Source organism: Micromonospora sp. (genome assembly GCF_048594385.1).
GTDB lineage: Bacteria > Actinomycetota > Actinomycetes > Mycobacteriales > Micromonosporaceae > Micromonospora > Micromonospora wenchangensis.
The window spans coordinates 1-21206 of the sequence record NZ_JBMDWU010000340.1; the positions used below are offsets into that span (position 1 = coordinate 1).

Sequence of the window (21206 nt, forward strand, 5' to 3'; positions counted from 1 at the left end):
CACCGGCACTAGCGGCGCCACGTGCCGGGACGTGGGCCGCCGGCCCCCGCCACCCCCTCGGGTGGGGGGGGCCGGCTGCGGTCCGGCTGCCCCTAGGGTGGTGGCGTGGCGACCCTTCTGCTTCTGCGACACGGCCGGACGACCGCGAACGCCGAGGGCGGGCTGGCCGGCCGCCAGCCGGTCGAGCTGGACGACACCGGGCGGGCCCAGGCGGAGGCGGTCGGCCAGCGGCTGCGCGGCCTGCCGCTGGCGGCGGTGGTGACCAGCCCGCTGATCCGCTGCCGGCAGACCCTTCAGCTGGCGCTTCCGCAGGCCACCCCGATGGTCGAGGACGGGCTGATCGAGTGCGGCTACGGCGCCTGGGAGGGGCAGCCGCTGAAGAAGCTGGCCAAGGAGAAGCTCTGGCCGGTGGTGCAGCAGCACCCCAGCGCCGCGGTCTTCCCCGACGGGGAGTCGATGGCGCAGATGTCGGCCCGCGCGGTCGCCGCGGTACGCGCCTGGGACGCCCGGATCACCGCCGAGCACGGACCGGAGGCGGTCTGGCTGGCGTGCAGCCACGGCGATGTGATCAAGGCCATCGTCGCCGACGCCCTCGGGGTGCACCTCGACCTGTTCCAACGCATCGTCGCCGACCCGGCCTCGGTCACCGCGATCCGCTACACCCCGCTGCGGCCGTTCCTGGTCCGGCTCAACGACACCGGCGGTGACCTGGCCTCCCTGGTGCCGCCACCGGCCAGGCGGCGGCGTCGGGCGACCGGGCCGGCCGACTCCGACGCGGCCGTCGGCGGGGGTGCGGGCGCCACCGGCTGAGCCGGCCCGCCGGGGGACGCCGGCCACCGGGCGCGGGCCGCGCTGTTTCGCCCTCGGCTGATTCGGCGTCGGTGCCTTGCGCGACCGTTCCACGCTCCGGATAGGGTCGTGGGTATGACCCACCAGGTGCACGCCTTCGAGCCGCCCGAGCGGTTCGTCGCCGGGACCGTCGGGCCGCCCGGGGAGCGCACGTTCTTCCTCCAGGCCCGCGGTGGCGGCCGGCTGGTCAGCGTCGCGCTGGAGAAGGTGCAGGTGTCCCTGCTCGCCGAGAAGCTGGAGGAACTGCTCTCCGAGGCGCAGCGCCGCTTCGGCGTCGAGCTGCCGGAGTCGCCGGTGTCCGTCGGCGACAACGACCCGCTGGACAATCCGGTCGACGAGGAGTTCCGGGTCGGCACCCTCGGGCTGGCCTTCGACGTGGACTCCGCCACGGTGGTGATCGAGGCGATCGCCGCCGGTGAGGCGGAGGCCGAGGTCGAGCTGGGTGACGACGAGGTCGACGAGGACGACGACGATGACGAACCGGACGAGGACCTCGACCGGCTCCGGGTGCGGCTGACCCCCGAGGCGACCCGCGAGTTCATCGAACGGGCCCGCCGGGTGGTCAACGCCGGCCGCCCGCCCTGCCCGCTGTGCGGCCAGCCGCTCGACCCGGCCGGGCACCTCTGCCCCCGGCACAACGGCTACCACCGGTGACGTCGTCGGAGGTGCAGCGCCAGGATGCCAGCGCCGCGCTCCGGCTGCTGTGCGAGGGTGAACTGGAGCTGGAGGGTCGGCTTGTCGACGCCTCCAACACCACCCTGCGGGCCACGCTGACCCTCGACGGCCGTACCGCCCGGTGCGTCTACAAGCCGGTGCGCGGCGAGCGTCCGCTCTGGGACTTTCCCGACGGCACCCTCGCCGGCCGGGAGGTCTCGGCCTACCTGGTCTCGCGGGCCACCGGCTGGGATCTGGTCCCGCCGACGGTGCTGCGCGACGGGCCGCTCGGGCCCGGGTCGTGCCAGCTCTGGATCGACGAGCCGGACGACGCCGAGCCGCTGGTCGGGTTCGTGCCGGCCGAGTCGGTGCCGCCGCGCTGGTTCCCGGTGGCCGCGGCCCGCGACGACGACGGCGCGGCGTACGCCCTGGCCCACGCCGACGACCCCCGGCTGGCCCGGCTGGCCGTGCTGGACGCGGTCATCAACAACGCCGACCGCAAGGGCGGGCACGTGCTGGCCGGCGCGGACGACCGGATCTACGGGGTGGACCACGGGGTCTGCTTCCACGTCGAGGAGAAGCTACGGACCGTGCTGTGGGGGTGGGCCGGCCGGCAGCTCCCACCGGACGCGGTGCAGGTGCTCGACGCCCTCGACCGGCAACTCGTCGGCGAGCTGGGGGAGGAGTTGGCCGAGCACCTGACCCTCGGCGAGGTCGCCGAGGTGGCCGCCCGGGTACGGCGGCTGCGCGACACCGGCCGGTACCCGCTGCCGCCGCAGGAGTGGCCGGCGATGCCGTGGCCGCCGATCTGAGCCGTTGTCGTGTTGATCACCCGGGCGGTTTCTCCCGGCGGCCGGGCGGCTCGTTAGGCTGGCGGTCATGGAGTCTTGGGCGGGACACGAGGTGCCACGGCTGCCGGGTGACGGCGGGCCGCTGAGCTTGTACGACTCGGCGCGACGCGGTGTCCACCCGAGCCGCCCCACCGGCCCCGCCACCATGTACGTCTGCGGCATCACCCCGTACGACGCCACCCACCTGGGCCACGCCGCCACCATGATCACCTTTGATCTGCTGCAGCGGATGTGGCGCGACGCCGGCCTGACCGTCCGGTACGTGCAGAACGTCACCGACATCGACGACCCGCTGCTGGAACGCGCCGAGCGCGACGGCGAGGACTGGAAGGTCCTGGCGATGCGGGAGACGGCGCTGTTCCGGGAGGACATGGAGGCGCTGCGGATCATTCCCCCGGCGCACTACGTCGGCGCGGTGGAGTCGATCCCGGACATCGCCGACCGGGTGCAGGAACTGCTCAAGGACGGTGCCGCCTACCGGCTCGACGACGGCACCGGCGACGTCTACTTCGACATCGCCGCCGCCCCGGCGTTCGGCTACGAGTCGAACCTGACCCGGGAACAGATGCTGGAGATCTTCCCCGAGCGCGGTGGCGACCCGCAGCGGGCCGGCAAGCGCGACCCGCTCGACCCGCTGCTGTGGCGCGGTGCCCGCGACGGCGAGCCGTCCTGGCCGGGCGGCGAGCTGGGCCCCGGCCGGCCCGGCTGGCACATCGAGTGCACCGTGATCGCGCTGAACCTGCTCGGCGACCGGCTCGACGTGCAGGGCGGCGGCAACGACCTGATCTTCCCGCACCACGAGTGCTCCGCCGCGCACGCCGAGCGGCTCACCGGCACGGCCCCCTTCGCCGACCACTACGTGCACGCCGGGATGATCGGCCTGGACGGCGAGAAGATGTCGAAGTCCAAGGGCAACCTCGTCTTCGTCTCCCGGCTACGCGCCGACCGGGTGGACCCGATGGCGGTCCGGCTCGGCCTGATGTCCGGCCACTACCGGGACGACCGCGCCTGGACCGACGACGTGCTGACCGCCGCGCAGCAGCGGCTGGACCGCTGGCGGCGGGCCGCCGCCGCGCCGTCCGGGCCATCCGGCGCGGCCTTCCTGGCCGGGGTACGCGAGCGCCTCGGCGACGACCTGGACACCCCGGGCGCCCTCGCCCTGGCCGACGACTGGGCCGCGGCGGCCCTGGCCGGCACCGGCGACGACCCGCAGGCCCCCGCCTTTTTCGCCACCACCGTAGACGCCCTCCTCGGCATCCACCTCTAACCCCCACCCCACCCGCGCCCCCGCCCGGCCCGTCGATCATGGAGTTGTGGTGGGGGTTGAGCCCCCATGTGCGACGTTTTCGGAACCCCGCAACTCCATGATCGACGCAGGGGGCGTGTCGGGGCGGCTGGTGGGGGTCAGCGGGGGGTGGGTTGGCGGAGGGCGACCCGGGTCTGGGTCTGCACCACGCCGCAGCTCTTCTTGAGCCGCCGCAGCAACGCATCCAGGGCGGCGGTGTCCCGCAGCCGGGCCCGCAGCAGGTAGTCGTACGGCCCCGTCATGTGCACCGCGTCGACGATCTGCTCGATCGGGGCGATGGCGTCGACGAACGTCTCGTAATCGGTCCCGGCGTCGAGGCGTACGTCGATGAACACCTCCAACCCGCCCCGGAGCTGCGGCGCGTCGTGGCCGGTGACGACGGTGTACCCGAGGATGACGCCGTCGGCTTCCAGCCGGCGGACCCGGGCGGCGGTGGCGTTCGTGCTCAGGCCGACCCGTCGACCGATCTCACTGAACGAACACCTCGCATTCTCCTGCAGAATGCCGAGAATCTGCTCGTCCAGTCGGTCCACACCGACGATCGTACGCCGGCACCACTCATCTGTCGGTCGCACCCGGCGGGGTGACCCAGACTCGGCGGATGGCTGATGGAATCGTGTTCCTGGCGGTCGCCGGGTTCGCCGCCGGGCTGGGGGTGGCGATGCCCCTGGGGGCGATCGGGGTGCTGATCGTCAGGGAGGGGATGCTGGGCGGTCACCGCAGCGGCCTGGCCGCAGCATTCGGCGTCGCCACCGTCGACACCCTCTACTGCCTCGGCGCGCTGCTGACCGGAGCGGCGCTCGCGCCGGTGATCGCCTCGTGGGGGGACGCCCCCCGCTACCTGTCCGGGCTGGTGATCGTCGGGCTGGGCTGCCACCAACTGGTCACCCTGCGCCGAGCCCCGGCACGCCCCGCTGCGGCCGCAGCCGAGCGGGACGGCACCGGCGGAGCCCGGCGGGACGGTGGCGGTGGAGCCGAGCGGGACGGCACCGGCGGGGAACAACCGGCCCGGACCGCCGCCGGACCGGTCTACGTCCGCTTCGTGCTCCTCACCGCGGTCAACCCGTTGACCCTGGTGTACTTCTTCGCCCTGGCCGGGACGGTGAACGCCGTGCCGGGCAGCTGGACGGGGCCCGGGGTGTTCGTCGCCGCCGCCGGGCTGGCCTCCCTGCTCTGGCAGACCGGGCTCGCCACGATCGGCGCGGCCCTCGGTGCCACCGTCCCCGTACGGGTCGCCGACCTGCTCGGAGTGGTCGCCTCCCTGATCGTCGTCGCGCTCGGAGCGACCGTCATCGTGGTCACCGCGGTCACCTGAGGCGCGGCTGACCCCCAACGACCGGTGCCGTCCCGCCGGCTACCCCGCCCGCCCCCTCGTACGGTGTGGCCCGGCCCCGGTGCGCAGCCCGGGCCGGGACGGCGGGCGATGCCCAGGGTCAGCCGAGGACCAGGCCGGGATCGGGGTCGGGGTCCGGCGCGGGGGCGGGGACCTGGTACTCCTCGGTCAATGTGGTCATCGGGCCGGGCCAGGTGGCCTGGGCGACCTCGATCGGCTTGCGGTGGGCGTCGTAGGCGACGTGCAGCAGGTGCAGCACGGGCGTGTCGGGGCGGATCTGGAGCGTTTCGGCCTCCTCCCGGCTGGGCTGCCGGGCGCTGATGGTGTCGGCTGCGGTGGTGTACCGCCGGCCGGTCGCCTCCTCGGCCTCCTGGTAGAGCGGCCTGCCGAACGCCTCGGCCCGCTCCAGGGAGGTGCCGGCGGTGTCCTTCGGCAGGAACCAGGACGCGCCTACCTCCACCGGGGAGTCGTCGGTGCGTACCAGGTGCCGGCGGCAGAGCAGTTCGGTGCCGTCGGCGACCCCGAACGCGTCGGCCACCTCGGGCGGGGCGGGTGCCCGACCGACCGAGACGAGCTGCTGGCGGTACCGGGCGGCGAGGTCGGCGTGGTAGCCGCGGAAACCGCCGTACCGGCCCCGGGAGAGCCGGTTGAGCCGCCGCCGGGTGCCCCGCACGTACGTACCGGAGCCGGGTTTGGTGATCAGGATGCCCTCGACCCGCAGCTGGTCGACGGCGCGTTGCACGGTCTGCTTCGCCACCCCGAACATTTCGGCGATCGCCGGGATGGACGGCAGCCGTTCGCCCGGACCCCAGTCGCCCCGGCGCACCTGGGCCTTGAGCTGCGCGGCGATCTGCCGGTGCGGGAACTCGGCGGCTCCCGGGTTGATCTGCACGCCCGCCTCCTCCTGACAGCTAGGTTCCTAGGATGCCCTAGACGGGGTGACGGCGCCACCCCGGACACGCCGAAAGGCCCCGGACGCCGCGACGCCCGGGGCCCTGCGGGGACGACTACCAGGAACCGGCGGTGGGGCCGGCGGAACCGCCCCGGCGGCGCAGGTACTTCTCGAACTCCTGGGCGATCTCGTCACCGGTCAACGGGGTGATGCCCGCGTCGCCGACGCGTTCCTCCAGCTCCCGCACGTACTCGCCCAGCTCGGCGTCCTGTTCGGCGGCGCCGCGTACCCGCTGCTCCCACTCGGCGGCCTCCTCGGCCAGGTCGGCCATCGGCACCGGCAGGTCGAGCACCTCCTCGACCCGGTGCAGCAGCGCCAGGGTGGCCTTGGGGCAGGGCGGGTTGTTGGCGTAGTGCGGCACGTGCACCCAGAACGACACCGCGTCGACCTCGGCCCGGGTGCAGGCGTCCTGGAGCACCCCGACGATGCCGGTGGGCCCGTCGTAGCGGGTGGGGGTGAGCTGGTAACGCTGGGCGGCCTGGGCGTCGGAGGCGCTGCCGCTGATCGGCAACGGCCTGGTGTACGGCACGTCGGCCAGCAACGCGCCGAGCAGCACCACCCGTTCGACCTCCAGGCTGTGGCAGATCTCCAGCACCTGTTCGCAGAACGTGCGCCAGCGCATGCTCGGCTCGATGCCCCGGATCAGCACCACGTCACGGTCGGTGCCCTCGGGGCTGGCCACCACGAACTTCGTGGTGGGCCACTCCACCCGGCGGGTCTCGCCGTCGGACATCGTGATCGTCGGGCGGCTGACCTGGAAGTCGTAGAACTCCTCCGGGTCGATCTCGGTGATCTGGCGGGCCTGCCAGACCTGTTCCAGGTGTTCCACGGCGGCGGTGGAGGCGTCCGCGGCGTCGTTCCAGCCCTCGAAGGCGGCGATCGCCACCGGGGACCGCAGCACCGGCAGCCCGTCGAACTCGGTCACGCCGTCACCTCGCCCCGCTCGTCGCCGGCGGTGCCGGGGGTCGGCCCGGTCACCCGCCCGCCGTGCACGGTGGCGTCCCTGATGTCCTTCACGTCCGCAAGCCTACGTCCCGGCGCGGCGCGTGGCCCGTCGGCCGCGCCGGCACGCCGACCCACCCCACCGCCGAACCGGTACGAACCGGGACGCTGAGCGGGCGGACACATAGTGGGACGACCCCGGGCGTCGACAGTCACCGGATCGACCGCACTAACCTGATGTGGTGCGGACTTCGTTGCGGGATGTGCTGGCCGACCGGATTCTCATCGCCGACGGCGCGATGGGGACGATGCTCCAGGCTGCCGACCTGAGCCTCGACGACTTCGAGGGGCTGGAGGGCTGCAACGAAATCCTCAACGTGACCCGGCCCGACGTGGTGCGCGGCGTGCACGAGGCCTACCTGGCGGCCGGCGCGGACTGTGTCGAGACGAACACGTTCGGCGCGAACCTCGCCAACCTCGCCGAGTACGACATCCCGCAGCGCATCCGGGAGCTGTCCGAGGCCGGCGCGCGGATCGCCCGGGAGGCCGCCGACGCGTACACCACGGCGGAGCGCCCCCGGTTCGTGCTCGGCTCGATCGGCCCCGGCACCAAGCTGCCCACCCTCGGCCACGCCCCGTACGCGACGTTGCGGGACGCGTACCAGGAGAACGCGGCCGGACTGATCGCGGGCGGGTCGGACGCGCTGATCATCGAGACCTGCCAGGACCTGTTGCAGGTCAAGGCGGCCGTGGTCGGATCGAAGCGGGCGATGGCCGAGCTGGGCCAGCAGGTGCCGATCATCTGCCACGTGGCGGTGGAGACCACCGGCACCATGCTGGTGGGCAGCGAGATCGGGGCGGCACTGGCGGCCATCGAGCCGCTGGGGGTGGACCTGATCGGGCTGAACTGCTCGACCGGCCCGGCCGAGATGGGCGAGCACCTGCGCTACCTGTCGCAGCACTCCCGGATCCCGCTGTCGGTGATGCCGAACGCCGGCCTGCCGGTGCTGACCGCCGACGGGGCGTACTTCCCGCTGAGCCCGGCCGAGCTGGCCGACGCCCTGGAACGGTTCGTCGCCGACTACGGTGTCGGGCTGATCGGCGGCTGCTGCGGCACCACCCCGGAGCACATCCGGGCGCTGGCCGAGCGGCTGCACGGCGCGACCCCGGCGGCCCGCGAGCCCCGGCACGAGGCGGGCGTCTCGTCGATCTACCACCCGGTGCCGTTCGCCCAGGACGCCTCGGTGCTGATGGTGGGGGAGCGGACCAACGCCAACGGCTCCAAGGCGTTCCGTGAGTCGATGCTCGCCGCCGACTGGCAGGCGTGCGTCGAGGTGGCCCGTAGCCAGGCCCGCGACGGCTCGCACCTGCTGGACCTGTGCGTCGACTACGTCGGCCGGGACGGCACGCAGGACATGCGGGAGCTGGCCGGCCGGTTCGCCACCGCGTCCACCCTGCCGATCATGCTGGACTCCACCGAGCCGGCGGTGATCGAGGCCGGGTTGGAGATGCTCGGTGGGCGTTGCGTGGTCAACTCGGTCAACTTCGAGGACGGCGATGGCCCCGACTCCCGCTACGCGCGGGTCATGCCGGTCATCGCCGAGCACGGTGCGGCCGTGGTGGCGCTGCTCATCGACGAGGAGGGGCAGGCCCGTACCCGGGAGTGGAAGGTCCGGGTGGCGGCCCGGCTGATCGACGACCTGACCGGCCGCTGGGGCATGGACCGGTCGGACATCCTCATCGACGCCCTGACCTTCCCGATCGCCACCGGCCAGGAGGAGACCCGGCGCGACGGCATCGAGACGATCGAGGCGATCCGGGAGATCGCCGCCCGCTACCCGGGGGTCAACTTCACCCTGGGCATCTCGAACGTCTCGTTCGGCCTCAACCCGGCGGCCCGGCAGGTGCTCAACTCGGTGTTCCTGCACGAGTGCGTGCAGGCCGGGCTGACCTCGGCGATCGTGCACGCCAGCAAGATCCTGCCGATGTCCAAGATCCCCGAGGCACAGCGCGAGGTCGCCCTCGACCTGATCTACGACCGGCGGCGCGAGGGCTACGACCCGGTGCAGCGGTTCATCGAGGCGTTCGAGGGTGTCGACGCCGCCTCGGCGCGGGCCACCCGGGCCGAGGAGTTGGCCGGGCTGCCGCTGGACGAGCGGCTCAAGCGGCGGATCATCGACGGCGAGCGCAACGGCCTGGAGGCCGACCTGGACGCCGCCATGGCGCAGGGCCGGTCCCCGCTGTCCATCATCAACGACATCCTGCTGGACGGGATGAAGGTCGTCGGTGAGCTGTTCGGCTCGGGGCAGATGCAGTTGCCGTTCGTGCTCCAGTCCGCCGAGGTGATGAAGACGGCGGTGGCCTACCTGGAGCCGCACATGGAGGCGGTCGAGGACGGCGGCAAGGGCCGGATCGTGTTGGCCACCGTACGCGGCGACGTGCACGACATCGGCAAGAACCTGGTCGACATCATCCTGTCCAACAACGGCTACGAGGTCGTGAACATCGGCATCAAGCAGCCGATCACCGCCATCCTCGACGCCGCCGAGCAGCACCGGGCCGACGCGATCGGCATGTCCGGGCTGCTGGTCAAGAGCACGGTCATCATGAAGGAGAACCTCGCCGAGATGGCGTCGCGCGGGGTGGCCGAGCGGTGGCCGGTGCTGCTGGGCGGGGCGGCGCTGACCCGCGCGTACGTCGAGGACGACCTGCGGGCGATGTTCCCCGGCCAGGTGCACTACGCCCGGGACGCCTTCGAGGGGCTGGCCCTGATGGACCGGGTGATGACCGCCAAGCGGGGCGGCGCACCCGTGATCGACCCGGAGCGGGAGGCGGCCCTGGCGGCCCGACGGGCCCGTCGGGAGAAGCAGCGCGCCATGGTCACCGAGGCGCTGCCGGAGCTGCACGACTCCTCGGTCCGCTCCGACGTGGCGACCGACGTGGCGGTGCCCACCCCGCCGTTCTTCGGCACCCGGGTGGTCAAGGGGGTGCCGCTGGCCGACTACGCGGCGCTGCTGGACGAGCGGGCCACGTTCCTCGGCCAGTGGGGGCTGCGCGGGTCGCGGGGCGGCCAGGGTCCGTCGTACGAGGAACTGGTGGAGACCGAGGGGCGGCCCCGGCTGCGGTACTGGCTGGACCGGCTCATCGCCGACCAGGTGCTGGAGGCGGCCGTGGTGTACGGCTACTTCCCGGCGTACTCCGAGGGCAACGACCTGGTGGTGCTGGACGAGAACGGCAACAGTGAGCGGGCCCGGTTCTCGTTCCCCCGGCAGCGGCAGGAGCGGCGGCTCTGCCTGGCCGACTTCTTCCGCCCGAAGGACGACGGGCTGGACGTGGTGGCGTTGCAGTTGGTCACCGTCGGGCAGCCGATCAGCGAGTACACCGCGAAGATGTTCGCCGCCAACGAGTACCGCGACTACCTGGAGGTGCACGGGTTGTCCGTGCAGCTCACCGAGGCGCTCGCCGAGTACTGGCACCGGCGTATCCGCTCCGAGCTGACCCTGCCGGGCGGCGGCACGGTCGCCACCGGCGACCCGACCGACCTGGCCGGTCTGCTGCGCAACGACTACCGGGGCTGCCGGTACGCGTTCGGCTACCCGGCCTGCCCGGACCTGGAGGACCGGGCGAAGATGGTGGAGCTGCTGGGGGCGGAGCGGATCGGCGTGCAGTTGTCGGAGGAGTTCCAGCTGGTGCCGGAGCAGGCCACCGACGCGATCGTGGTGCACCACCCGGAGGCGAACTACTTCAACGCCAAGTGACGCCGTCACCTCGACGGCACTGAAACCTGCGGACAGCACGGCCCCTCCCCGCTGGGCCCCCCGGGCCGGGGGTGGGAGCCGTGCTGCGAAGGGACGGTGATCACCGGACGGGTGCTGTCCCGGCTCGTTCGTAGCAGTCCGGGAGACCCGCGAGGAGACCGGTATCGGTGTCGAGGTGACCGGGATGGTGGGCGTCTACTCCGACACCGGCCACGTCGTCGAGGACTCGGAGGGTGCTGGCATGATCAGTGGGCCGAGTGTCGGTCTGACGGCCTCAGCTACTGATGTTCCCTTGGCGCGGAGGATCGAAGGTTGGCGGGCGTGGAGGGGTACTCGTTACGTGGCGGTATCCGGGTGGTTCCTAGAGTTGGGGGCGGTTTTCGCGCCGATTCTGGCTGGCCGATGGCGAGGCTTCGAGCGGATCCGAACTTCATCACGTTGAGGGAGATCTGGGCCGGAACTCTGATGATCACCGCCGACAATCTGGTTGCGATCCGACGATGGCGAAGCGCCGGGTTGGAGTTCGAGGTTGGTGATGGTGATGAGTTGTGGATCTTTCGGACCCGTAATGTCGACCGATTGATTGACCGCCTTGCGGCGCTCGGATGGACCGTCGAACGGTGACGGCGCTCCCGCCGAGACAGCCCGGAGTGTCCGGACCTGAGTGGCCAACCGAGTGACGGCCGGTACGCGCATCGCCGGACGGCCGTGGACGCTGGAAAACCCTTTCTGCAGGTCACCGTTCGCATCGAGGCTGGCCCGGCCGGCTGGGAAGGTCCTTTGCGCATAGCGGTCGAGCTGTATGGTCAGCGCCTACGTTCGGGCCGAGTGGCCCACGTGGCAGCGACGGCGCAGAGCATGAGGCAGACGAACAGGCAACTCAGCGCGCCGCACAGAATCATGAGTCCAGCCCCGATCCCTTCCATGAGCATCAGCGTAGGCGCTCAGCCTTCCGTTCCCACAGCGTGCCCGATGCGTAGAGGTCACGAGTTCGATCCTGGGGAGTTGCGGACAGCGGCACGCCCGCTGAAGGCGAGGATGGTTGCTGCGATAATAGCAGGCACAAAGGATGCCACCAGCCCGATTCTGCCAACCTCAACCCATGTCGGATAAATCTTGGCGAATGCTGCGGGAAGTGCGTCATCAAACTCTGTCGGTTCGTCGGATAGCCATAGTCGCCATCCGGAACCGTAGCAGCAGACCACGCTGAGCAGGCTCGTTATGAGGGTGACCACCCTTGCGGCCTCGTGGCCCGTCCTGACCCACAGGGCAACGCCGGCCAATGTCGGTGCGAAGAAGAACGCATACCACAGGGTAATCCGGGCTTCGAAGTGGAAGTAGGACGCCTTGAGTGCGATCGAACTGCTGTCTATCGGTGTGCCGGAGCGGTTCGCTGCGTCGTTTATGGCAGCGTTGATGTCCCCTTGGGTATATATTACGGAAATCGCCGCGAATATTAGCAGGGATGCCTGGAGGGTCAACAGCGCGCTTGCGATACTGACTCCCGGTGAGAGGCGTCGAGGTAGCCGCTCGCCAGTCGAGTTCGTGCTGGTTGGAGCCACGAGCCGATGCTATATGGCGATCAACACCAAGCGCCTGGCGGGGTGGTGGGCGGTGGTGGACCAGAATCGCAGGTGGCTGCGGCGTCAGCCTGGCGTCTTTCCGGTGGGGCCCCTGAATGCACTGCAAAGGAACGTTCCAAATCGACTCGTGCGGGGATGAGTGGCCGAAAGCCCTGACACGTCGTGCGTGCTCGACGGTATGACGCTGCATTTCCGGGTCGACCGTCGGTGTGGTGCGCCGAAGCCGTTCCCCGCTGAATGACCGAGGCTGGCGGGGGAGCGGCGTTGCGACGTAGACACCCTTGCCCTGCCTGCCGTCGATCAACCCTTCGGCTTTGAGGATGAGCATCGCGGCGCGGATGACGGTGTTGCTCTCCTCGTATCGCTCGCACAGGGCGGCGAAGGACGGCAGCACCCGAAGGTACGCCTCCAGCGCCTCGTCTGAGCGTCGCCCCGGGGAGGCGGCGCGATCGCGCGTCGTTAGTTGGTCTCGTCGTACGAACGGCGGGCGGCCTCGATGGCGGGCAGGTGCCGCCCGGCCCAGTCGAGGAGCACGTCGACCGGGTGCCGGAGGGTCTTGCCCAGCGGGGTGATGCGGTATTCGACGGCGACCGGCCGCGACGACAGGACGTGCCGCGCGACGATGCCGTTGCGTTCGAGCCGACGCAGGGTGGCGCTCAGCGACTTCTGGGACACGGTGGGGATGGCGTGGCGTAGCTCGTTGAACCGGCAGGGTCGTTCGCAGAGTTGGTTGAGCACCTCCAGTGACCACTTGTCGAGCACCTGGTCGAGCAGCTCGCGGTGCGGCGGGGTGATCCGGAGGGCTTCCTCCGGCAGGGGTGTGGTTTCGGGCATGACACCTAGTCTCGTTGAAGTTGCCTCGGTACACCAGGTATCCATGAGATACCAACGAGGAAAGGAAGTTCAGCTTTTCTCCGCGCCGGGCATGATGCAGCCCGTTCCCTACCACCACGTAGCGGTCGCGTCGGGGTCGCGCCACGTCCACGTGGCCGGTCAGATCAGCCGGGACGAGGCCGGCCGGCCGGTCGCGGCCGGCGACCTGCGGGGTCAGGTCGCCCAGGCGCTGCGCAACACGGGGTACGGGCTGGCCGGTGCCGGCGCGGGCTTCGCGGATGTCGTCCGCCTGACGTTCTACGTGACGAACTGGTCGCCGGAGCGGATCGGCGACTTCATGGCCGGGGTGGAGGATGTCGCGGCGGAACTCGGCCTGCCGCAGCCGTTGCCCCCGTCGTCGCTCATCGGCGTCGACTATCTCTTCGAGCCGGACGTTCTCGTCGAGGTCGAGGCGACGGCGATCCTGGACTGAGGTCCCGGTCCGACACGGCCTGTATCGGCGATCCAGTGGTATCCGAGCGCTCCGATACCGCTAAATCGGCCAAGTAGCGCCGATCAGGTCGGGTCGGGGGCGCGGGCTCAGCGTCCCTGGGTGAGGAAGCCTTCCAGGGCGAGGGTGGCCGCGCCGAGGCTGACCGGGTTGCCGGCGACGGGGGAGCGGACGATCCCGGTGGCGGCGAGCGGGCGGCGCAGCGCGTGCTGGGCGACCACGGCGCGGACCTCGTCGCGCAGCCGGGCGCCGAGCCGGTCGGGGCCCCAGCTGCTGAGCACGATGACCTCCGGGTTGTGCCGGTTGACCAGGTCGGCGACGGCGACGCCGAGGTAGCGGGCGGTCTCGGCGACCACCTTCGCGGCGGTGGGGTCGTCGGCGGCCAGTGCGGCGGCGAGGGCGTCGAGGGTGGCGGTCTGGTCCTCGGGGTGCAGCAGCGGGCTGGTCGGGGCCAGGTCGCGCAGGGTCTGCATGATGCCGGGCGCGCCGACGTACGCCTCGATGCAGCCCCGGCTGCCGCACCGGCAGAGCCGGCCGTCGAGGACCAGGGTGGTGTGCCCCCACTCGCCGGCGCTGTTGCTGCTGCCCCGGTAGAGGGTGCCGCCGAAGGCGAGGCCCGCGCCGACGCCGGTACCCAGGTTGATCACGGCGACGTCGTCGCGGCCCCGGGCGGCCCCGGCCCACAGTTCGGCGAGCATCGCCGCGCGCAGCGGGTTGTCCAGGTGCAGCGGCAGCGGCAGGTGGTCGGCGAGCAGGTCCCGCAGCGGTACGTCGTGCCAGTTCCAGTTGGGCGCGAACACCGACACACCGCCCTCCCGGTCGACCTGGCCGGGGACGCTGACCCCGACGCCGAGCACCCGGGCCCCGGTGCCGGCCAGGACGGTGCCGATGCCGCTGACGATGTGCCGGACCACCTGGTGGGGGCGGCGTTCCAGGGGGCGTAGCGCCTCCTCGGCTCCGGTCAGCCGGGTCAGCGTGGTGTCGAAGAGGTCGACGTGCACGTAGGTCTCGGCGACGTCGACGCCGACGAGCAGGCCGCCGTGCGGGTCGGCGGCGACCAGGCCGCGGGGCCGCCCGCCACCGGAGTCCTCCTGGCCGGCCTCGGTGAGCAGCCCGAGGTCGGTGAGTTCGGCGACCAGGGTGGCGACGGTGCCGAGGCTGAGCCCGGTGTCGACGGCGAGGCGTTGCCGGCTGGTGGTGCCGGCGGCGACGACCTGCTGGACGACGGTGAGCCGGTTGGCGGAACGGATGTCGCGGGAGGTCCGGGCCATGGCGCTTATCGCAACACTTACGAAAACCATTGGCAATAGTGCAGGATGACAACCATCTATTTATAGAGAGAGGTGTGTCGATGGGACGTCTCCGGTACGGCGCCCTGGCGGCGGTGCTCTGCGTGCTCGGTGGCCTGCTGGTTGCCGGGCCGGCGCGGGCCAACGCCGCCGGGCCGGTCCCGCACTACCTGATGACCGCGTTCACCAACAGCAGCGAATCCAACATGTACGTCTACGACTCGGCCGACGCCACCCGGTTCACCCTCCAACGGGCCAACGCCTACACCCCGCCATCCGGGCTGGTCCGCGACCCGAGCGTCATCCGGCACACCGACGGTTACTACTACCTCGTCTACACCACCGGCTGGACCGGCAACACCATCGGCATCGCCCGCAGCTCCGACTACCTGAGCTGGACCTTCCAGCGCAACGTCACCGTCGGTGTCGCGCCGGCCAACGGCAGCACCTGGGCCCCGGAGTGGTTCGTCGACAGCGACGGCAGCGTGCACATCGTCGTCTCCGTCTCGCAGACCGGCACGGCCGGGCAGTTCCAGCCCTACCGGATCACCGCGACGAACTCCGCGCTGTCGGCGTGGAGCGCCCCGGCGGCGCTCGCCGGCATCGGCACCAACCACATCGACAGCTTCATCGTCAAGGTCGGCAACACCTACCACAACTTCATGAAGAACGAGACGACCAAGTACATCGAGCACGCCACCGCCCCCGCGCTGACCGGCCCGTGGAGCTGGGTCGGCACCGGCAACTGGGCCGGCTGGGGTTCCGGCCTGGAAGGCCCCGCCCTGGTCCGGCTGCCCGACAACCGGTGGCGCATCTACTTCGACCAGTACGGCGCCGGCCGCTACTACTCCGCCGACAGCAGCGACCTGTACGGCTTCACCGGCAAGACCGAACTGGCCGGGCTGTCCGGCACGGTGCGCCACTTCACCGTGCTGCGGGAGAACGTCGGGGACTCCTCCGCCCCGCCCACCGGCAACCGCTCGCTGCGTTCGGCGAACTTCCCCGACCGCTACGTCCGCCACCGCGACAACGTGGCCCGCATCGACGTACTGGGCAGCGGCAGCCCGCTGGCCGACCGGCAGGACGCCACCTTCCAGATCGTTCCCGGCCTGGCCAACTCCGCCTGCTACTCGTTCCGCGCGGTCAACGGCTCCTACCTGCGGCACTGGGACTTCACCATCCGGCTCGCCGGCAACGACGGCAGCGCCGTCTTCGCCGGGGACGCCACCTTCTGCAGCCGCACCGGGCTGGCCGGGGGCGGCAGCTACTCGTTCGAGTCGTGGAACCATCCCGGCCGCTACCTGCGCCACTACGACTACGTGCTGCGGGTCGACCCGTACGCCGCCGGCAGCACCTTCGCCGGGGACGCCTCGTACACCCTCACCGCGCCGCTGGCCTGAGCCGGTCGACGCGTCGGCCGGTGGGTGGGAGCCACGCCCACCGGCCGTCAGCGGGTGGCCGGCAGGCCGAACGTCGGGAACAGGGTGTCGTCGAGGAACGACACGAGTTCGGCGATCCGACCGTCGCGCACCGTCAGCACCGTGATCGACCAGGGCAGGTACGGGCCGGTGTCGCCCGCGCGCAGGTAGTTGGCCACCGCCGGCTGCCCGTTGGCGGCGACCGGCACGTGCCGCCACCTGCCGCAACTGCCCAGCGGCATCGCCCGCGCGAAGTCCAGCACCGCGTCCCGGCCGGCGTACCAGTGCGGCAGCGGCGGCATCGACCAGGTGACGTCCTCGGTGAGCAGGGCGACCAGGGCGTCGGCGTCGCCGTTCTCCAGCGCGGTGGCGTAGCCTGCGGCGACCTCCCGCAGCCGGGCGTCACCGAGGGTCCGCAGCGCCTGCTGCTGGCTGCGGGCGGGCACCCGTTCGGCGACGACCCGGCGGGCCCGCGCCAGCGCCGAGTTGACCGACCCGACGGAGGTGCCCGTCATGGCGGCGATCTCGGCGGCGGTGAAGCCGAGCACGTCGAACAGCAGCAGCGCGGCCCGCTGGTTGCCGGGCAGGTGCTGCAGCGCGGCGACGAACGCCAGCTCGACGGCCTCCCGCTGCTCGTAGCGGGCGTCCGGGGCGGCCGGGCCGGCGGCCAGGTCGGCGTCGGGGTAGGGGCCGAGCCACCGTACGTGGTCGGCGGCGACGCCGCCGGGCACGGCGTGTTCGCTGGCCGGCCCCAGGTCGACGGGCAACGCCCGCCGCCCCCGCCCGGTGGCCAGGTCCAGGCAGGTGCGGGTGGCGACGGTGTAGAGCCAGGTCCGCAGGGAGCTGCGCCCCTCGAACCGGGGCAGCGACCGCCAGGCCCGCAGCAGGGCCTCCTGCAACGCGTCGTCGGCGTCGTGCGGGGAGCCGAGCATCCGGTAGCAGTGCGCGTGCAGTTCCGGCCGCAGCGGCGCGACCAGCGCGGTGAACGCGGCGTCGTCCCCGCCCCGGGCGCGGGTCAGCGTCGCGTCGTGGTCGTCGTCCGTGATCTCGGCAAGAATCCTGCTCACGACCGACGATTCTGCCCCACGCCGGGAGTCTTACCGGGTAAGAGCCGCACGTCACGACCCGGAGGACCCGAACATGAGCAGTTCCACCACCGTCCCGGTGACCACCGCCACCCTGGCTGTCCCCGACGGGACCCTGCACTTCGAGGTACGCGGCCAGGGGCCCCTGGTGGCGCTGGTCGCCGCCCCGATGGACGCCCGGACGTTCGCCCCGCTGGCCGACCTGCTCGCCACCGACCACACGGTGCTCACCACCGACCCACGGGGCATCCGCCGCAGCCGGCTGCACGACCCCGAGCAGGATTCCACGCCCGAACTGCGCGCCGACGACCTGGCCCGGCTGCTGGCCCACCTCGACGCCGGCCCGGCGGCGGTGCTCGGCTCCAGCGGCGGTGCGGTCACCGTCCTGGCGCTCGCCCACGCGCACCCGCAGGTGGCGCACACCGTGATCGCCCACGAGCCGCCGCTGGTGCTGCTGCTCGACGACCGTGACGAACTGCTCGCCCGGGAGGACGACATGGTCGCCACCTACCGGCGGGGGGACCGGCTGGGTGCCTGGCAGAAGTTCCTCGCCATCGCCAACATCGTCATGCCCGAGGAGATGATCCAGGGCATGTTCGGCCAGGAACCCGACCCGCAGGACGCCGCCGACGAGCGGTACCAGTACCTGCACACCCTGCGCGGCACCACCCGCTACCAGCCGGACGTGGCCGCCCTGCGCGACGGCCCGACCCGGGTGGTCGTCGGTCTCGGTGCGGACTCGGCCGGGGAGCTGTGCGACCGCAGCTCCCGCGCGCTGGCCGCCGCCCTGGGGGTGCCGCCCACCATGTTCCCCGGCGGTCACCTCGGCTTCGCCGACGACCCGGCCGGCTTCGCCGTCCGGTTGCGGGAGGTCATCGCCGGGTGACGGTGGGGTGACGGCGGGTGGCCGGGGTGCTCCGGGCGGCGGGGGCGGTCGCGGTGGTGGCGACCGATGCGCGACAGTCGCGCGGGGCGCGTGCGTCGCGGCCCTAGAGTGCCGCGCATGACGCTGATCGTGCGACTCGTCGGCGGGTGCGCCGTCCTCGTGGCGGCGCTGGCGGCGGGGCCGGTGCCGGCCCTGGCCGCGCCGCCCGCCGGGGGCCTCGGGCTGGACCTGCGGACCAGCACCCCCCGGTACGCCCCGGGCGAGCCGGTCCGGTTGACGTTCGCCGTCACCAACGACACCGGTACGGCCTGCGCGCTGGCCACCGTGGCCGACGGCACCGTGCAGGTGACCTCGGTCCGCCGGGACGGTCAGGAGCTGACCCCGAGCCTGGGCCGCAGCTTCTACGGCGACGGCATCGGTGCCGCCGCCACCGCCGGCACGGTCACCCTGGCACCCGGGCAGAGCGTGACCGTGGCACTGGTCGGCCTCCGGATGCACGACGGCGACGGCGACGACGCCGTGGTGCTGCGGTCGGTGACGGCGACCCCGGACGGCAGCGGGTTGGACACCCGGTGGCCGGTCGGGGCGGCCGGACGCTACGAGGTGACGGCGAGCTGGACGGCACTGCCGGTGACCGGCCTGGCCGACCCCTGCACGGGGACGACGGCACTGCGCACCGTCGGTTTCACCGTCGGCGGCGACACCGCCGGGCCGGGGTGGTGGCGCTGGCTGCTCGGCGGGGCGGTGCTGCTGACGGTGGTGGTCGGTGGGCTGGCGCTGCTGCTCCTGCGGCGGACCCGCCGCCGCCCGGCCGCCGCCGTCGTGCTGCTGCTGGGCACCGCCGGCGCGGTCGTCGGCGGCGACGTCCGGCCGGCACGGGCCGACTACCAGGTCGACCCCGGGTCCGGCGTGCCAATCCCCGGCGTCGACTTCCAGGCCGCCGTCGACGGCTGCCTCCAGGGGTTCGCCGCCGCCGGCGGCGACCCGGCGGGCATCCTGCCCCGGCTGCGGGACGCCAAGACCCCCCGGGTGCGCATCATCCCCACCCCGGGCGGATCGGGCTCGTTCGAGACCCCGGACAGCAAGGACGGCAAGGGTTCCTCCACGGTGACCTGGAACCCGACCTCGGTCGACCCGTACGGCGACGGGGTCGCCCGGGACCCGTGCGCGGCGCTGTACCACGAGCTGAACCACTCCGACGACATCTCCCGCGACGCCGTGCCGCAGGGCGAGTGCGGGGGGACCGGGATCAAGACCGCCGAGGTCAAGGCGACCCTGGCGGAGAACAGGTACCGGGCCGCCAAGGGCCTGCCGCCGCGTACCGAGTACGACGGCAAGACCCTGCCCAAGAGCCTCGACGAGTGCAAGAAGCCCAGGAAGAAGACCCCGCCGCCCAAGGGGCCGGTGAAACTCTGCGAGGACGGGGGCGACTGCGGCGGCACCAACGGCGACCCGCACCTGGTCACCTTCGACCGGCACTACTACGACTTCCAGGCCGTCGGCGAGTTCGTGCTGGTCGCGTCCACCTCGGGTGACCCGCTTTCGGTGCAGGTCCGGCAGACGCCGATGGGTGACTCGCGGACGGTGTCGGTCAACTCCGCCGTCGCGTTCCGCACCGGCACACACCGGGCCGCCCTCACCCTGGTCGACGGCCACACCGAGGTCCGCGTCGACGGCACGGCCCGGGACGTGCCGCCGGGCGCGACGGAGCTGCCCGGCGGGGGTCGGCTGACCCGCCGCGACTCCGACACCGGTGCCGCCGACGGCTACGACCTGCGCTGGCCCGACGGCTCCGCCGCCGCCGTCGACCCGATCGGCCCGTACGGCTACCGGGTGCTGGTGAAGCTGGACCCGGGTCGGGCCGGGAAGGTCCACGGGCTGCTCGGCGACTTCGACGGTGATCCGGCCGACGACGTCGCCGCCCCCTCCGGGGCCGCCCTGCGCCAGCCCGTGCCATTCGAACAGCTCTACCCGTCCTATGCCGACGGTTGGCGGGTCACCGGGGACACCTCCCTGTTCAGCTACGCCGACGGTCAGGACACCGGCTCGTTCACCGACCGGGAGTTCCCGCAGCGGGAGGTGACCGTCGACGACCTCGACCCGGCCCGACGGGCCCACGCCGAGCAGGTGTGCCGGTGGGCCGGCATCACCGACGCCCGGCAGCTCGCCGAGTGCGTCCTCGACGTCGGGGTGACCGGCCGCCCCGAGTTCGCGGTCAGCGGCGTCGGCACCGAGCGGATCGTCCCGCCGGCCCCCGCGCCGATTCCCGCGACCCCGCTCGCCACCGGGTCGCTGACCCCGGGTGGTCCGCCGCTGACCTTCACCGCCCGGGCCGGGGACGCCGTGTTCGTCGACGTCGCCGGGCCCGGCCTGGCCGACGGCTGTTCCCCACTGCGGCTGCTCGACCCGAGCGGGACGGAGGTGGCCAGCGGCTGCACCGTCGGCGGCCTCGGCCACATCGACCGCACCGACCTCGCCAACGACGGCAGGTACGCGGTGGTGGTCGACGTCGGCGCCGGCACCGGGCGGGCCACCGTGCGGGTCTACGCGGCCCGGGACACCACAGGCACCCTGCGACCGGACGCGCCGGCGGTCACCGCGACGCTCGACGTACCGGGCAGCCGGGCCCGGTACCGGTTCACCGGCCGGGCCGGCCAGCGGGTCTTCGTCGAGGTGCCGCAGAGCACCCTGCCCGACCAGTGCTCCCCGCTGGAACTGCTCGACCCGGACGGGCAACGGCTCAACGGCGGCTGCGTCGTCAACGGCGTCGGCGAGGTCGACGGCACGCTGCTGCCCGCCGACGGGACGTATACCGTGCTGGTGGACCCGGTGGACCGCGGCGTCGGCACCGTGGCGCTGCGGCTGGCCGTCACCGCCGACCGGGTCGGCGCGATCACCCTCGACGGCCCGCCGGTCGTCGCCACCGTCGACCGGCCGGGGGCGGTGCTCAGCTACCGGTTCACCGGCACGGCCGGC

Annotated in this window: 18 protein-coding genes and 1 pseudogene; 11 read left to right on the forward strand and 8 right to left on the reverse strand. The window is 72.4% G+C overall.

Translation table 11 applies throughout. From position 1 onward, the window contains the following. The first annotated feature begins 105 nt into the window (after positions 1–105). The 4 genes from ACOJTC_RS18165 to mshC all read left to right on the forward strand — a co-directional run bounded on the left by ACOJTC_RS18165 (position 106) and on the right by mshC (position 3621). On the forward strand, positions 106–810 hold the full coding sequence (locus ACOJTC_RS18165) for a histidine phosphatase family protein (protein WP_420117779.1): 705 nt from the start codon (positions 106–108) through the stop codon (positions 808–810). Positions 811–924: 114 nt separating this feature from the next. Next, a complete protein-coding gene (locus tag ACOJTC_RS18170; protein ID WP_357926740.1) occupies positions 925–1503 on the forward strand; it encodes a DUF3090 domain-containing protein in 579 nt (192 codons plus the stop codon). Then, on the forward strand, positions 1500–2315 hold the full coding sequence (locus tag ACOJTC_RS18175; protein ID WP_420117780.1) for an SCO1664 family protein: 816 nt from the start codon (positions 1500–1502) through the stop codon (positions 2313–2315). The genes ACOJTC_RS18170 and ACOJTC_RS18175 overlap by 4 nt, the downstream gene beginning before the upstream one ends. Before the next feature lie 67 nt (positions 2316–2382). Then, complete coding sequence (mshC, locus tag ACOJTC_RS18180; protein WP_420117781.1) at positions 2383–3621, forward strand: cysteine--1-D-myo-inosityl 2-amino-2-deoxy-alpha-D-glucopyranoside ligase; 1239 nt, start codon at positions 2383–2385, stop codon at positions 3619–3621. Positions 3622–3758: 137 nt separating this feature from the next. Here the strand turns inward: mshC and ACOJTC_RS18185 are convergent, their stop codons facing one another. Further along, positions 3759–4193, reverse strand: a complete 435-nt coding sequence (locus ACOJTC_RS18185; RefSeq protein WP_420117782.1) for an Lrp/AsnC family transcriptional regulator — start codon at positions 4191–4193, stop codon at positions 3759–3761. 68 nt (positions 4194–4261) lie between these two features. Between ACOJTC_RS18185 and ACOJTC_RS18190 the strand changes: the two genes are divergently transcribed. Further along, entirely contained in the window at positions 4262–4975 is a 714-nt protein-coding gene (locus tag ACOJTC_RS18190; protein WP_420117783.1) for a LysE family transporter, read from the forward strand. Positions 4976–5093: 118 nt separating this feature from the next. Here ACOJTC_RS18190 and ACOJTC_RS18195 read toward each other — a convergent pair whose 3' ends face one another. Together ACOJTC_RS18195 and ACOJTC_RS18200 are read right to left on the reverse strand one after the other, a co-directional pair. After that, entirely contained in the window at positions 5094–5885 is a 792-nt protein-coding gene (locus tag ACOJTC_RS18195; protein ID WP_204924494.1) for a GntR family transcriptional regulator, read from the reverse strand. 115 nt (positions 5886–6000) lie between these two features. After that, on the reverse strand, positions 6001–6870 hold the full coding sequence (locus ACOJTC_RS18200; RefSeq protein ID WP_204924493.1) for a PAC2 family protein: 870 nt from the start codon (positions 6868–6870) through the stop codon (positions 6001–6003). Between the two features lie 271 nt (positions 6871–7141). Here ACOJTC_RS18200 and metH point away from each other — a divergent pair, with 271 nt between their 5' ends. Together metH and ACOJTC_RS18210 are read left to right on the forward strand one after the other, a co-directional pair. Further along, positions 7142–10645, forward strand: a complete 3504-nt coding sequence (metH, locus tag ACOJTC_RS18205) for a methionine synthase (protein ID WP_420117792.1) — start codon at positions 7142–7144, stop codon at positions 10643–10645. A 321-nt stretch (positions 10646–10966) separates the two neighbouring features. Further along, the gene (locus tag ACOJTC_RS18210) at positions 10967–11269 is read left to right on the forward strand and encodes a hypothetical protein (protein ID WP_420117784.1); all 303 of its coding nucleotides are present in this window, start codon (positions 10967–10969) and stop codon (positions 11267–11269) included. A gap of 359 nt (positions 11270–11628) precedes the next feature. On the opposite strand, the gene ACOJTC_RS18215 is transcribed toward ACOJTC_RS18210, so the two are convergent. The 3 genes and pseudogenes from ACOJTC_RS18215 to ACOJTC_RS18225 form a co-directional block, all read right to left on the reverse strand. Continuing rightward, complete coding sequence (locus ACOJTC_RS18215; protein WP_420117793.1) at positions 11629–12207, reverse strand: hypothetical protein; 579 nt, start codon at positions 12205–12207, stop codon at positions 11629–11631. Between the two features lie 271 nt (positions 12208–12478). Further along, positions 12479–12619: pseudogene (locus ACOJTC_RS18220) on the reverse strand (GntR family transcriptional regulator); the annotation flags it as partial. Positions 12620–12687: 68 nt separating this feature from the next. Continuing rightward, complete coding sequence (locus ACOJTC_RS18225) at positions 12688–13062, reverse strand: winged helix-turn-helix transcriptional regulator (RefSeq protein ID WP_420117785.1); 375 nt, start codon at positions 13060–13062, stop codon at positions 12688–12690. A gap of 43 nt (positions 13063–13105) precedes the next feature. On the opposite strand from ACOJTC_RS18225, the gene ACOJTC_RS18230 reads away from it, so the two are divergent. After that, positions 13106–13534 carry a RidA family protein gene (locus tag ACOJTC_RS18230; RefSeq protein WP_420117786.1) on the forward strand — a complete coding sequence of 143 codons (429 nt, stop codon included), beginning with the start codon at positions 13106–13108 and terminating at the stop codon, positions 13532–13534. Positions 13535–13641: 107 nt separating this feature from the next. Here the strand turns inward: ACOJTC_RS18230 and ACOJTC_RS18235 are convergent, their stop codons facing one another. Next, complete coding sequence (locus ACOJTC_RS18235) at positions 13642–14823, reverse strand: ROK family protein (protein WP_420117787.1); 1182 nt, start codon at positions 14821–14823, stop codon at positions 13642–13644. An 80-nt stretch (positions 14824–14903) separates the two neighbouring features. Between ACOJTC_RS18235 and ACOJTC_RS18240 the strand changes: the two genes are divergently transcribed. Then, complete coding sequence (locus ACOJTC_RS18240; protein WP_420117788.1) at positions 14904–16241, forward strand: glycoside hydrolase family 43 protein; 1338 nt, start codon at positions 14904–14906, stop codon at positions 16239–16241. Positions 16242–16288: 47 nt separating this feature from the next. Here ACOJTC_RS18240 and ACOJTC_RS18245 read toward each other — a convergent pair whose 3' ends face one another. Continuing rightward, a complete protein-coding gene (locus ACOJTC_RS18245) occupies positions 16289–17326 on the reverse strand; it encodes a sigma-70 family RNA polymerase sigma factor (RefSeq protein ID WP_420117789.1) in 1038 nt (345 codons plus the stop codon). A gap of 73 nt (positions 17327–17399) precedes the next feature. On the opposite strand from ACOJTC_RS18245, the gene ACOJTC_RS18250 reads away from it, so the two are divergent. After that, the gene (locus tag ACOJTC_RS18250; protein ID WP_420117790.1) at positions 17400–18230 is read left to right on the forward strand and encodes an alpha/beta fold hydrolase; all 831 of its coding nucleotides are present in this window, start codon (positions 17400–17402) and stop codon (positions 18228–18230) included. A gap of 117 nt (positions 18231–18347) precedes the next feature. Beyond that, on the forward strand, positions 18348–21206 hold a 2859-nt coding region (locus tag ACOJTC_RS18255), incomplete at its 3' end, for a VWD domain-containing protein (RefSeq protein WP_420117791.1).

Bases quoted from the DNA above. Each gene is read 5' to 3' on its own strand.
- ACOJTC_RS18230 (WP_420117786.1), top strand. From the start codon at position 13,106: ATGAGATACCAACGAGGAAAGGAAGTTCAGCTTTTCTCCGCGCCGGGC.
- ACOJTC_RS18240 (WP_420117788.1), top strand. From the start codon at position 14,904: ATGGGACGTCTCCGGTACGGCGCCCTGGCGGCGGTGCTCTGCGTGCTC.
- ACOJTC_RS18190 (WP_420117783.1), top strand. From the start codon at position 4,262: ATGGCTGATGGAATCGTGTTCCTGGCGGTCGCCGGGTTCGCCGCCGGG.
- ACOJTC_RS18170 (WP_357926740.1), top strand. From the start codon at position 925: ATGACCCACCAGGTGCACGCCTTCGAGCCGCCCGAGCGGTTCGTCGCC.
- mshC (WP_420117781.1), top strand. From the start codon at position 2,383: ATGGAGTCTTGGGCGGGACACGAGGTGCCACGGCTGCCGGGTGACGGC.
- ACOJTC_RS18225 (WP_420117785.1), bottom strand. From the start codon at position 13,062: ATGCCCGAAACCACACCCCTGCCGGAGGAAGCCCTCCGGATCACCCCG.
- ACOJTC_RS18235 (WP_420117787.1), bottom strand. From the start codon at position 14,823: ATGGCCCGGACCTCCCGCGACATCCGTTCCGCCAACCGGCTCACCGTC.
- ACOJTC_RS18250 (WP_420117790.1), top strand. From the start codon at position 17,400: ATGAGCAGTTCCACCACCGTCCCGGTGACCACCGCCACCCTGGCTGTC.